At 72.6% G+C, this 12,989-nt stretch carries 10 protein-coding genes and 1 tRNA gene; 7 read left to right on the plus strand and 4 right to left on the minus strand.

Annotation, left to right across the window (positions count from 1 at the left end; all coding sequences use genetic code 11):
* The first annotated feature begins 69 nt into the window (after positions 1–69).
* From OP04_RS29195 to OP04_RS29200, 3 genes are all read left to right on the plus strand, one after another.
* Complete coding sequence (locus tag OP04_RS29195) at positions 70–3,225, plus strand: CHAT domain-containing protein (RefSeq protein ID WP_033343099.1); 3,156 nt, start codon at positions 70–72, stop codon at positions 3,223–3,225.
* A 52-nt stretch (positions 3,226–3,277) separates the two neighbouring features.
* Positions 3,278–3,406 (plus strand) — tRNA-OTHER (locus OP04_RS53705).
* Between the two features lie 28 nt (positions 3,407–3,434).
* Positions 3,435–5,573 carry a TerD family protein gene (locus OP04_RS29200; protein ID WP_033343100.1) on the plus strand — a complete coding sequence of 713 codons (2,139 nt, stop codon included), beginning with the start codon at positions 3,435–3,437 and terminating at the stop codon, positions 5,571–5,573.
* 255 nt (positions 5,574–5,828) lie between these two features.
* Here the strand turns inward: OP04_RS29200 and OP04_RS29205 are convergent, their stop codons facing one another.
* Positions 5,829–6,371 carry a PfkB family carbohydrate kinase gene (locus OP04_RS29205; RefSeq protein ID WP_051799303.1) on the minus strand — a complete coding sequence of 181 codons (543 nt, stop codon included), beginning with the start codon at positions 6,369–6,371 and terminating at the stop codon, positions 5,829–5,831.
* 319 nt (positions 6,372–6,690) lie between these two features.
* Between OP04_RS29205 and OP04_RS29210 the strand changes: the two genes are divergently transcribed.
* From OP04_RS29210 to OP04_RS29220, 3 genes are all read left to right on the plus strand, one after another.
* Positions 6,691–7,176 carry a DUF3455 domain-containing protein gene (locus tag OP04_RS29210; RefSeq protein ID WP_232323778.1) on the plus strand — a complete coding sequence of 162 codons (486 nt, stop codon included), beginning with the start codon at positions 6,691–6,693 and terminating at the stop codon, positions 7,174–7,176.
* A 232-nt stretch (positions 7,177–7,408) separates the two neighbouring features.
* Positions 7,409–8,581, plus strand: a complete 1,173-nt coding sequence (locus tag OP04_RS29215) for a sensor histidine kinase (protein ID WP_033343102.1) — start codon at positions 7,409–7,411, stop codon at positions 8,579–8,581.
* Positions 8,578–9,234: a response regulator transcription factor gene (locus OP04_RS29220; RefSeq protein ID WP_033343103.1), complete on the plus strand. Its 657-nt coding sequence runs from the start codon at positions 8,578–8,580 to the stop codon at positions 9,232–9,234. The genes OP04_RS29215 and OP04_RS29220 overlap by 4 nt, the downstream gene beginning before the upstream one ends.
* On the opposite strand, the gene OP04_RS50260 is transcribed toward OP04_RS29220, so the two are convergent.
* Positions 9,209–10,003, minus strand: coding sequence for a CPBP family intramembrane glutamic endopeptidase (locus OP04_RS50260; protein ID WP_051799304.1), 795 nt, complete (start codon positions 10,001–10,003; stop codon positions 9,209–9,211). The two genes, OP04_RS29220 and OP04_RS50260, sit on opposite strands and share 26 nt — an antisense overlap.
* 205 nt (positions 10,004–10,208) lie before the next feature.
* Between OP04_RS50260 and OP04_RS29230 the strand changes: the two genes are divergently transcribed.
* A complete protein-coding gene (locus tag OP04_RS29230) occupies positions 10,209–10,826 on the plus strand; it encodes a DUF6518 family protein (protein WP_033343104.1) in 618 nt (205 codons plus the stop codon).
* A 133-nt stretch (positions 10,827–10,959) separates the two neighbouring features.
* On the opposite strand, the gene OP04_RS29235 is transcribed toward OP04_RS29230, so the two are convergent.
* Positions 10,960–11,901: a glycoside hydrolase family 16 protein gene (locus OP04_RS29235; protein ID WP_051799305.1), complete on the minus strand. Its 942-nt coding sequence runs from the start codon at positions 11,899–11,901 to the stop codon at positions 10,960–10,962.
* Positions 11,902–12,206: 305 nt separating this feature from the next.
* Complete coding sequence (locus tag OP04_RS50265; protein ID WP_051799306.1) at positions 12,207–12,839, minus strand: DUF998 domain-containing protein; 633 nt, start codon at positions 12,837–12,839, stop codon at positions 12,207–12,209.
* Positions 12,840–12,989 lie beyond the last annotated feature (150 nt).

The raw sequence follows: 12,989 nt of genomic DNA on the forward strand, positions 1-12,989 counted from the left end.
ACACTCCGGCACACGCGGAATCCGTTGGACGGATCCCGTTCCGGAACCGTCTTCAGTAGACACGACGTCATGACCACGCACACCCCCGCCGAACTGCTCACGATTCTGGTGGAACGGATGCAGGCGTACGCGCGGGACGACGACGAGGAGTTGCTGTCCGCGCGGACGCACACCGAGCTGCGGGAGCTGGTCGCGGCCGCCACCACACCGGAGGGCGGGCTACCGTTCGACGTCGCACTCTTCGCCGGGCAGATCCACTGGTACCGCCACCTCGCGAACGGCGACGAGGCGGAGCTGCACGCGGCCCGGACGCTGTTCGGCCTGATCGCACGGGCCGACCCGGACCTGGTGCCGCAGCCGTTCCGGCATCTCGTGCCCGCGGATCCGTGGGCGCTGGCCGAGGAGGCCGCGGCGCTGCTTCAACCGGCCGTGGCCGCGCGCGACGCCGATGCCATGGAACCGGGCATCGGGCTGCTGCGGGCGGCCGTCGACGCCACCGGCGACGATGACCCCGTGCGCGCGGTCATGCTGTCGAATCTGGGCGTCGCGCTGCGGGTGCGGGGCGTTCTCCGGAGCTCGGACGCGGAGCTCACCGAGGCGGCGGCGCTGGGACGGGAGGCGGTCGCACGGACGCCGGCCGGCCACCCGTCGCGGGCCGACCTGGTGGCGGGCTTCGACGACACGCTGCGCGCCTGCCGGGACCGGAGTCCGGGAGGGCTCATCGACAACCTTGACGAGGCGATCGGCATCCGCCTGGAGCGGCTGCGCGGTTCCGGCACCACCGCGCTGCTGTCCGACCTGGCGGAACTGCTCCGCAACCGGTTCGAACGCCAGGGAGACGGCGCCGACCTTGACCTGGCCGTCGAGGCCGCGACCAGCGCCGCGCAGGATCCGGCCGACCGTGTCCTCACGCTCGGGCGGCTGGCCGGCGCCCTGACCCGCCGGTACGAGCACCGCGGCGACCTCGCCGACCTCAACGACGCGATCGCGGCCGGGACGGAGGCGGCGGCCGCTGGCTCGGACAACGGCCCGAACCAGGCCGGGTTGCTGTCCAACCTGGGGCACGCGCTCTCCCTGCGAGCCGCTCATCTCGGCACGGCCGACGACCTGCGGGAGGCCATCCGGATAACCCGCGAGGCCGTGGCCGCGACCCCGGACGGGGACCCGGACCTCGGCGGACGGCGATCGAACCTGGCCCTGCTGCTCGAACGCCAGGCCGAGCGCGGCGACGCACGGACCCATCTGGACGAGGCGGTCGAGGTCGCCCGCCGCGCGCTCGCCGACACCTCGGAAGCCGACCCCGAGCGTGCCTCGCGGTACGCGAACCTCGCCATGACCCTGATCCGCCGCTTCGAGGAGACGGACGACCAACGGGACCTGGACGACGGCATCGAGGCAGCCCGCACGGCCGCCACCACGCTCCGGCCCGGTGACCCGGCGGCCACCAACGTCATGACCAACCTCGGGGGCGCGCTGTACTTCCGTTTCACCCGGGCCCGGGTCACGGCCGACCTCGACGAGGCGATCGTCTTCGCGCGGCGGGCGGTCGACGCGGCCGGGCCGAGCCACCCGCACCGGTCCGGCTACCTGTCGAACCTGAGCACGCAGCTGCGCGCACGGTTCGCGCACGCCGGGGACGAGACCGACCTCGACGACGCGCTCACCGGTTGGCGAACCGCGGCACGTGCGGTGGCCGTGCCGGTGAGCGCCCGCATCCTCGCGGCCCGCCAGTACGCGGACACGACCGCGCGCTACCGGGGCCCCGAGGCCGCGCTCGAGCCGTACGTCGAGGCGATCCGGATGCTCCCGCTGCTGGCCTGGCCCGGCCTGCACCACGCCGACCAGCATCACCTGCTGACCCGCCACGCCGCCTCCCTGGGGCGCGACGGCGCCGCCTGCGCGATCGCGGCCGGCCGGCCCGAGCTGGCCGTCGAACTACTGGAAGCGGGCCGGGGCGTGTTCTGGACCCAGCTGTCCGGCATGCGCGGCGACCTGTCCGGCCTCCGCTCGGTGGACGCGGAGCTCGCGGACGGCCTGGACGAGTGCCGGCGGCTGCTGGACGGCCCGGACGCGGTCCAGGATCTCCCGGCCCGGCTACGCGCCTCGCAACGCTTCGACGCGCTCGTCACGAAAGCACGCGCGCTGGCGCCCACCGACCGGTTTCCCCGGCCGTCGCGCTTCCTCCTGCCGCCGGCGCTGGACACGCTGCTGCCCGGCCAGGACGACGGGCCGGTGGTGTCGATCGTGATCAGCGCGTGGCGCTGTGACGCGCTGGTCCTCACGGCCGGCGGAGTGCGGGTGATCCCGCTGCCGGACCTGCGCGACCATGAGGTGATCGCACAGGCCAACGACTATCTGCACGGCCTGACGGGCGGGCCCGCGCTGGAGCAGGCCGTGACGTCCACTCTCGAATGGCTGTGGGATCGCGTCGTAGCGCCGATCCTGGACACGGTCACCGCATCCCGGCTCTGGTGGTGTCCGACCGGCCCGCTCACGCTGCTGCCACTGCACGCGGCCGGGCATCACGGCACCGGCGAGTCGGTGCTGGACCGCGTGGTCTCCTCCTACACGCCCACGCTGCGGGCGCTCGCCGAGACACGATCGCGCACCACGGCGGCGGCCGCCCCGGAGCACCTGCTGGTGATCGCGCTGCCCGACACACCCGGGCAGAGCCCGCTGCCCGGAGCCGCCGCCGAGGCCGGCCTGCTCGCCGGCGAGGCGACCACGGTGCTGCGCGGCCCGGCGGCCACCCGGCACTCGGTCCTGACCGAGCTGGCCAGGCACCGCTGGCTGCACGTGTCCTGCCACGGCACGCAGAACCTGGACTTCCCCGCGGACGGCGGCCTGCTCCCCCACGACTGGCGCGACGCCGGTCTCGTCACCGTCGCCGATCTGGCCGGACGGCAGTGGCCGGGCGGCGAGTTCGCGTTCCTCTCCGCCTGCAAGACCGCGACCGGCGGCGTGGCCGCGCTCGACGAGGTGATCACCCTGTCCGCGGCCATGCACCATGCGGGCTGGCGCCACGTCGTGGGCACTCAGTGGAGCGTCGGCGACGGCATCGCCCGGATCGTCGCCAAGCGCCTCTACGCACGGCTGCGGCACGGCGGGACGCTGCACGACGCGTCCGGCGCGGCGACCGCGCTGCACGAGGTGCTGATCCGCCTGCGCAAGGACTACCCGCGGAATCCGAGTGCTTGGAGCCGATTCATCCATACGGGTCCGTAGGCCGCCGAAACTCGTTGGACCGGCCCATCAGGCACGTGTGATGATCGACATCGGGTCGCTAGCTCAACTGGTAGAGCATTCGGACTGGTTTAGCGCGTCGGCACTCCGCCTCGGCGGCCATGGATGCGCTTCCTTCTCCAATTTCACCGAATGGTTCGGGGTTCGAGTCCCCGGCGGCCCACTTCGCCACCGCCCGTGAGGAGGGCCTCGTGCTCGAGAAGCTGATCATCCAGAAGACCCTCCGGGTGCCCGCGAGCACCGGTGAGGCCGGCGACGGCACGGCGGTGGCCCGCCAGCTGGACGCGGCGCTGCTCGACGCCGGCTTCTCCGCGTCGCAGGCGCTGCTGGCGCACGTCGGCGCGCTGGCGCACGGGCCGGCGATGGACCTCGCCTCCACCGTGGTGTCCGCGGTGCGCGAGCTGGTCGGCGACCACGTGCAGCACAACGCTTACTTCATCGGTTTCCCGGACGGCGTGCCGGACACGGTGGAGTTCTGGCTGGAACGGCTGCGCGCGGCCGTGCTCAGCGGCGCCGACGCGCCACACGACCTCACCGGCATCAACCTGCTGGAGCTGCCGGGGTACGGCACCTACCGGCACACGTACGCGGAGATGCTGTCCGTCCACGATGCACTGATCGCCTCCGCCGGGGACCGGCTGACCGTGCTGCACCTCGGCGACGCCGCCGACGTGGAGGCGGAGCGGCTCTACCTGTCGCTGGCCGGCAGCACCACGCCGCTCGGCGAGGCGGACCTGGCGCTCCTCGGCGAACTCGCGGTGCTCTGCGCGGACGGCACCCAGCCGGACGCGATCCCGGTGCGGGAGAACCGTGCCGTGCTCAACGGCGTCCGCCTGGTCCTCGGCCGCCCGCTGGTCGCGGTGGACACCGTCACCGACGTGCTGCGCCTGGCCTGCCAGGTCTCCGGCGGCGACGTGTCGCTGGCCGTACCCACGCGGTTCCGGGCCTTTCCCCGCCGGGAGCGCCGGGTGCTGCTGGCCGCGCTGCACGAGGTCGTGGCCGCGAGCCCGGCCAAGCTCGGCGACGTCGGGGCGTACGCGGAGCGGTGGAAGCGGCTCGGCGAGCGCCTGCACCCGCACGAGCACGCCCAGTGGCCGCACGCGCACGAGGTGTTCACGGTCGCGCGCGGCGAGCGCCGCGTCCCCGGCATCGCCGGTCGCGCGGAGGCCGCGATGCGGGAAGGCGCGGTCGGGAAGGCCGCGACCGTGCTGTCCGCCGCGCCCGGTCTGCTCCTGCGCTCCGCGGACCGGCTGCTGCGCCAGGCCTCCGCGGACGAGCGCGGCGCCGTGACCGACGCGGTGCTCGGCGCGCTCGGCACCGCATCCGGGCGGGTGCTCTGCTCGCTGCGGGAGCACGTCGGCAACCGTCTGGCGCCCGAACCTGCCCGGATGTACGCCAGCCGTGCGCGACGCTCCTGGGTCGGTCCGGACACGCGCCCGCCGCTGCCCGCCGCGCTGGTCACGGACCTGACGGCACGCCTCGACGCGGAGATCGGCGCCCGGCTGATGACGCCCGAGCGCCCGCTGCTCGTCGACCCGGACGTGCTGGACGTGGCGCTGCCGCTGTCCGGCAAGGCCACCGAGTCAGGTTTCGGGGTGCTGCCGCGCGGGTCCCGGGCGCGGGTCGACGGCGAGCTGCTGCGCTTCTTCACGTACTGGCGGCAGCGCGAACGCCGCACCGACTACGACCTGTCCGTGCTGCTGCTCGACGACACGTTCCACGCCACCGGCCAGGTCTCCTGGACGAACTTCCACCACGCCGGCATCACGCACTCCGGCGACATCACCGAGGCAGAGGACGGCGCCACCGAGTTCATCGACGTGCCGCTGACCGGCGGCGACGGCTACGTGGTGCCGCAGGTCCACATCTACGCCGGCGAGTCGTTCGACGACGTGGCGGAGTCGATGTTCGGCTACCAGACCCGTGCCGAGGACCAGCGGGGCGCCCCGTTCGACCCGCGGACCGTGCGGGCCCGCTCACAGATGCGCGGTGCCGGCCGGACCGCGCTTCCGGTGGTGTTCGCCCGCGGCGAGCACGGCTGGCAGGCGCTCTGGACGCACCTCCACCTGGCCGGCCGGCCCGCATTCAACCAGGTGGAGGACACCACATTCACCACCGCCGACAGGGTACGGGCGATCGCCGCGCGACGCTATCTCACCGTGTCCTACCTCGTCGACCTCTGGTCGGCGGCCGGCACCGAGGTCCACCCGTGGGACGGCCGCCTGCCCGACGCGCCGGTCACGTTCCTCGGCCTCACCGCCCCCGACGGCCTGCCGGAGGGCTCCGACGCCTACACGCTGGACCGGCTCGGCGAGCTGATCCCCGAGTAAGGCTTAATGCACTGGACCGGCTCAGTAGGCTGATCCTTGAGTAATCGGCGCGGGCCGAGGCCATGCGAGTGCTTCCTTCTATTCCGTTCGATTCGGGAGCCTCCGCGAAAGCGGAGGACCTGGTTCTCTAGCACTCGCGCTCTCCTCGGCCCCCAGCCGGCACTCCGACCGGTTCCGCCGTCGGTCACGGAACCTGCCCGGCCCTGCCGTCCCTGAGACCAGGACGGTCGGGCAGCGAGCAGATCCGGGTGCCGGTCATGGGCCGCCCGTGGTGGACCACGCGATGAGTGGCGCGATCTCGTCGACGCAGCGGCGGCCGTAGGTGAAGCCGGGCCGGGAGACGAGATCGCGCGGCTCTATCCGGCATTCCTGGGTCCCTACGGTCTCCAGGACCACCGAGGCCAGCGCGCAGCCGAGCTGTGCGGCGCGTTCCGGGAGGAGCCGGTGCGCGAGGCCGGCCGGATATCCGGCGCGGAAGGCGTCGCCGCCGCCGGTCGGGTCGACCACGTCCACGTCCGGCACGGCGGGGACCTGGAGCGCGTCGATGCCGGCCCGGATGGGGCTGGCACCGGCGGCGCCGTGCGTGACGACGAGGGTGCCGACCCGTTCCAGCAGGAGTTCCTGGGTCCAGCCGGTCTTGTCGCGCAGTAGCGCCGGTTCATGGTCGTTGACGAAGAGGTGGTCGGCGCCGGTCACCAGGTCGCACAGCTCGGTACCGGAGAGCCGGGCGATCTGCTGCGACGGATCGGCGGCGAACCGAGTGGCCGTCCGGCGGCACTCGTCGGTGTGCCGGCGCATCGCCTCCGGATCGTTCGCACCGATCAGCAGGAACAGATCGCGGCGGCCGCGCTGGAGACGTTCACGGCGGCGTACGGCCCGCAGCCGGCCTGAGCGGTCGCCGGGTGCCGTCCCGTCCTCGCGCCCGGTCCGGGTGGTGGCGTACCGGACGGGCCGCGTTCATACCTGCGCGCCGGCACCACCGGGGAGGCCCGGCGGGCCGGCGGCCCAGCCATGGATACGGCGACGCTCTACGAAAAATCGCCGTTCATGGGGCACGCGGTTGATCCATCGAAGCCGGCAGTACGTACCCATACGCATGCGCACACCGAAGCGGAAGATGGCCTTCGTTGCAGCCGCCGTTGTCGCGGCAGGCGTCTCCGCGGTCACCTACCAGGCCTCCGCCGCCGAAGGCCCGTCGCTCCAGCCACCGGCCGGCCTCACCATCATCGGCCAGTTCGTGGTCGGCAACGGCACCCAGACCTACACCTGCTCCGGCGGCACCTTCACCGGCTCCTCGACCCCCGAGGCCGAACTCTACGACGGCGCCAACCGCAAGATCCACCACTTCGGCGGGCCGAGCTGGCAGTCCACCTCGGACGGCTCCCTGATCACCGCCGCCCCGGTAGCCAATTCACCGGTCCCCGGCGCGATCCCCGAGCTACTGCTCGAGGTGAAGACCCACACCGGAACGGGATTCCTCAGCACGGTGACCCACATCCAGCGAATGAACACCTTCGGAGGCGTGGCCCCGTCCACTGCCTGCACCGACGGCCAGAAGACCAGCGTCCCCTACAACGCCAACTACATCTTCTGGGGCAACTGAGACACGTTCGCCACGGGCCGGCCGACACCCCGGCCGGCCCGTCGCCTACCCCACCACGCCGCCCTGGCCGCGACGACCCCGATCTCCTCGGTCTGCTCTGCACCGAGGAGATCGCGGAAGTCCGGATGGGCATGTTGGCGCTGATCGGGGAGAGAACCGGCGCCGGCCGGACCTAGGCTGATGCGGCCCTCCGGGATCATGGCCCGGCCAGCCGTACCGTGATGGAGAGACCGTGGAGCAGCACACGTTCCTCGCGGCCCGCGCCGACCGGTGGGCACGCCGGCGGCCGGTGCTGCTGGACGTGCTGTTCACCGGCCTGGTCTGGCTGGTCTTCGGCCTGTCCAGCGCCCTGGTCGCGGGCGTGACCGGCCTGGCCGTGGCCACCGCCACGATCGTCCCGCTGGCGGTCCGGCGACGGTTCCCGGCCGCGGTGCTGGGATGGTCGGCCGTGATCTTCGCCGTGCAGCTGCTGGTCGTGCCGATCCCGCTGCCCGCCAACGCCGCCCAGGCGATCGTCGTCTACACGGTGGCCGCGCGGGTGATGTCGGCACGCGTACGCCTGCTGGCTCTGGGGTCTGCCGTGACCGGCTGCCTGGCCGGCGGCCTGCGGTGGAGCACGCCGCCGCAGTACCTGCGCAACGCGCTGGTCATCGGCGTGACGCTCGCAATCTGCGCGGTGCTGATCTGGGTGATCGGGGAGCTGGTGCGCGGCGGCCGCACCAACCGGCACGCGCTGCACGAAGCGCGGATAAGCCTGGAGCGTGACCGCCGCCTGCGGGAGCGGACGGCGGCCGCGGCGGAGATCCACGACATCGTGGCGCACTCGCTCACCGTCGTGATCGTGCAGGCCGATGCGGGCGCGCACGCCCCGGCCGACGCCGGCGCGGTCCTGGCCACCATCGCCGGCACGGCCCGCTCGGCGCTGGCCGACGTGCGCGGCGTCATCGAGATGCTGCACCGGCCGGACCTCGCCGACGACCCCACCGTCGGCCGGCGGGACGCGCGACAGCTGATCGACGCGGTCCGCGCCGCCGGGCTCCCGGTCCACGGGCGCGTGCCCGCCTGGTTCGACGACCTTCCCGCACCGGTACGCCTCGCGGTGTTCCGCACGATCCGCGAGGCGCTGACGAACGTTCTCAAGCACGCCGGCCCCGGGGCCACGGCCCGGCTGACCGTCGCCCGTCGCGGTGACGCCGTCGTGTCGCGGATCGAGGACGATGGCGCGGGACCGTCGGCACCCGCGCCCCCGGGTCACGGGCTGACCGGCCTGCGCGACCGGCTCCACGTCCTGGACGGGACGCTGACCGCCGGTCCCCGGCCGGGACACGGGTTCGCCGTCGAGATCGACATTCCACGAGCCTTCGCGGGTACGCCCGCCCGCGCCGGACCGGAGCGCCACCGATGAGCATCCGGGTGTTCCTCGTCGACGATCAGGAACTTGTGCGCACCGGGTTCGCGCTGATCCTGGACAGCGCGCCGGACCTGCACGTCGTCGGCGCGGCCGGGGACGCGCAGACGGCGATCGACCGGCTGCGCGACCCCGGTTCGCGCGCCGACGTCGTCCTCATGGACATCCGCATGCCGGGCATGGACGGCGTCACCGCCACCCGGCGGCTGATGGCCGTGCCGGACCCGCCGCGCGTCGTCATGCTGACCACCTTCGACGCGGATGACCTGCTGGTCGCCGCGCTCCGGGCGGGCGCGGCCGGCTACCTGCTCAAGGACGCGGGTGCCGCCGAGCTGGTGGCGGCCGTCCGGGCCGCGGCGGCCGGCGACGCGCCGGTCGCGCCCCGCCTGGTCCGCCGGCTGATCGACTCGTTCCTGCTGGCCGCGCCGCCGCCGGCGCCCCGGCCGGCGCGCCCCGCCGGCCTGCACCGGCTCACCCGGCGGGAACGGGAGATCCTGGCCGCGGTCGGTCTCGGCCTGACCAACGCGGAGATCGCGGCCCGGCTGTGCGTGGCGGAGTCGACGGTCAAGACCCACCTCGGCGCGGTGCTCCGCAAGCTCGAGCTGCGTGACCGGGTGCAGGCCGTCATCGCCGCGCAGACGATGTCGTAGCCCGGCTGAGCCACGGCAGCGCCGCGCACGCGGCCGTGCCGAGCAGCACGAACAGGCCGGTGTCCCCGGTCAGATACTCGTTGACCAGGACCGGGTGATCCGTCGCGACGACATGCGTGCCAAGCATCGCGAGCGAGGCGTTGTGCGCGAAGTGAGCCAGCACCGCCGGCCACACGCTGCCGGACGCCGACCGCAACCGCCCGGCCAGGAACGAGAAGGCGATCACCGAGCCGGTGAACAGCGGGAGGACCAGCCACCGCGCCCCGTCCGCGTGGTAGTGCGGGGTGAGCACGATGTACGGCAGGTGCCACGCCGCCCAGACCAGCCCGACGGCCAGCATCGCCGCCCGCTCGCCGAGGAAGTCCAGCCGGGGTTGCAGGTAGCCGCGCCAGCCGATCTCCTCGGCGAAGGCCAGCACCGGCCCGGTCATGCACAGCACGAGCAGGTCGACGGCCCACTCCCCGCCCGGCGGCGTGAACCGGGCCAGCCCCAGCGCGACCACCGCGCCGGCGGCCAGCAGCGACACGCCCGCGGTCGTGAGCACCGCCGCCGGCCAGAATCGCAGCCCAGGCCGGGGCAGTCCGAGCCACCGCCAGCCGGCGCGGGAATATCCGTCCCGGGTCACGACGAGCATCATCACAAGCGTGACCAGCAGGGGCGACAGGGCCAGGATCAGCCCGCCGGCGACGGTGGCCGTACCCGCGGACACGGCGAGGACGAGCACGACGAAGACGGCCGCGGTGGCGCGGCCGGAGAGATGTGCGAACAACGGAACCTGCTTTCTGGAGCGTCACGCCCAGTGTTCGCGTCCGCGGGCGCCCCGCCCTCCCCCGGCGATCGGAACTCCCGCCGCCGCCTCCGCCACCGGGACTAGCACCGGCGGCGGACGGTCTGCCTTTCGGCGGATCACCGGTCCGCGCGCTCCGTCCACGGCCGGATCCGCGGGAGGAGTCCGGTTCCTAGAATCAGCGATCGTGGCGATCAGACGGAACGTGGCCGTGGTGGCTCCAGTCGCGGGCGTGCTCCTGGGCACCCTCGACTTCATATGGATCAAGTACGTGCCGTTCCCGTTCGGCGGGCTGGGCAACTCCATCGCCGTCTGGGCCGTGGTGGCGTTCCTGCTCACCTTCCGTAACCGGTGGACGGCGGCGGCCGGCATCGCCGGCGCGATCGTCTGCCTGGTCGTGGCGGTGCCGAGCTACTACCTCGCGGCCACGCTGATCCAGCACGACGACCCGGCGAACATGTACGGCGCGGCCGCACTGCTCTGGATGGGGCTGGGCGTCGTGGCCGGCGCCGTCTTCGGCGCGGCCGGCGTGCTCGCGCGCACCGACGGCCCGCTGCGCACGGCCGCCGTCGCCGTGCCGGGCGCGGTGCTGTTCGCCGAGGCCACGATGCAGATCATGCGGATCGGCAACCCGTCCTACGACACCCCGGACCTCATCGCGTACGCCGCGATCCTGATCGTTTCCGGGGTGGTGCTCACCCTGCTGGCAGGCCGGTCCTGGTCGCAGCGCGGGCTCGCGCTGCTGCTCGCCCTCCCGCTGACCGCGGCCGGTCACGTCCTGCTGACGCTGACCGGGTTCCGCTGACTCGGCGCGCGAGATCCCGGGCGTGCCCGCGGAAGCCCCGGCGTGCCGCGATCCCGGCCGCCTCCCGGCACGGCCGGGCCGGCACCGACCACGGCAGGACGCCGGCCACCAGCTCGTGCGCGGGCGTCGTGCCTCATCTGTCCTGGTAGTAACGCACGTAGTCGATCGATGCGGTGAGCGGGAACTGGCTCTGCACGGGGTTCTGTCCGGGGTACGTTCCGCCCAGCGCCAGGTTGAAGATGACATGGAACGGCTTGCGGAACTCCTCCAAGGTCGCCGGTGTCGTGTCGATCACGTGCGTTTGCACGCCGTCGACGTACCAGCGGATCTGCGCGGCTGTCCACTCGATCGCATAGACGTGGAAGGCCGCGGCGTTGTTGACGGCGGGGTTCGCGGCGTAGTTGGCGTTCTGACCCGCTGTCCACGGGAACACGCCGGTCCGGAGATCCCAGAAGATGTTGTTCGTCACGGTGGCGTTCGCGTTCGCGTGTTCCATGATGTCGACCTCGCCGCAACTGGCCCAGTTGGTGGGCAGGCGGTCGTAGTAGGTCTGCGCCGGGTTGTAGGCGCTCGTGGACGTCTCGTCGCACGCGTCACCGAGCATCCAGAAAGCCGGCCACGAGCCGGTGGCGGTCGGGAGCGCCATGCGCGCCTCGATGCGGCCGTACTGGAAGGACCTCTTCGTGTCCGTCGTCATCCGGCACGACGTCTGGTAGAAGTTGCGGCCGTTGACCGTGAGGGGCGTCGTGAGCCAGTTGGCACGCATCACGAGGTTGCCGCCGGACTGCGTGCAGTTCTCGGGGCGGTACCACTCCCACTCGCCGTTGCCCCAGCCGTCGAAAGCATTGAGGCCGGGGTTGAGGCCGTTGCCGACGTTGTAGTTCCAGTTGGCGCTGCTGGGTGCGCCGGAACCGTTGAACTCGTCGGCCCACACGAGGTTCCACGCGGCGTATGCGGGCTGCTGCTGGATGACCACGCTGCCGGCCAGTGCAGTGACGGCCGCGGTGAGGAGGACCATGAGGCGCCGGCTGCGTGACAGCGCTCGGTCCGCGAAACCTGCATTCCTGATCTTCATGTCGGGAGCCTCGTCTCTCCGTCGGGGATTACGGATCGACGCCATGCCTGGGGCGACTCCGCGGCCGGGCACGGCGAGTGGACGACGGACACTCCCGACCCGGGGCAACCGGGAGTGCTCTTCCTGGACAAGCAACGCGAGCCATCAATGCGCGAGAGCGCTCTCACGCTAACCATCCGGCTCAATCAATGTCAATGGCTGATGAACACCGTGTTGCCGGTACATTGCCGGCCAAACCGTGTGGCGAAGCCCGATCCGGATCATGACAGTCCGATGACGACAGCGGTGCACCGTCCTTCCCGCCGTCACCCCGGGATCCGGGCCTGCGGCGATGGATCATGCACCATCACGCCGGCGACCCAGCACAGCCCGCAGCCCATCGACAGCAGCTCCAGCAGTCCTGCGGGTCCACGGCCGACGATGTCCCGCTGCATCAGCCGGAACACCACTCCGGCCGCGCAGGCAAGGCCTGCCGTCGCGCACGCCACGGTGAAGCAGACCGTCGCCCACCGTCGTTCTCCCCGCCGCCGCGCCGACCGGCCCGCTACGACGGCCGCCGCCGTCACACCGCCGAACAGCATCGTGCCACCGACCTGATGCACCACTCCGGACATACTGACACCGTCGAGAGCGCCCGGTGGGTATCCCAGCGCGGGGTCGGTGGGAAACAGACCGGCAAGCATCAGACCGGCCCCGGTCAGGACCAGCAGACGCCACTGCCACCGAGGCCCGTACCGCCGGCGCCGGGCTCCGGTCAGCGCCGCCATGGTCAGCAGCGCACCGCACACGACGAACAGCAGCCGCGCCGTCCCGCCACGATCTCCGAGCGTCAGCTGGCTCACACCATGACGGATCGGCGCATAGCCGGCGCGGGTCACCCCGTCGGCGAGCAGACCGCCCAGCAGCACGAGCGGGGCAGCCGCCCCGGCGAGGAACACACCCGAAGGCCGTCGGATCGTACGCACACGCGCTCCCGCGCCGACCAGACTTCCCGGCACTCCTCCGCGCTACGACCTGTGGGGAGAGCGTAGACCGTCTCCGCCCGATCGTGTAATGAATGCAGGAAAGCCCCGTCGCGGTACGCCACG

Origin of the sequence: Catenuloplanes japonicus, assembly GCF_000717135.1 — a bacterium.
Taxonomy (GTDB): domain Bacteria; phylum Actinomycetota; class Actinomycetes; order Mycobacteriales; family Micromonosporaceae; genus Catenuloplanes; species Catenuloplanes japonicus.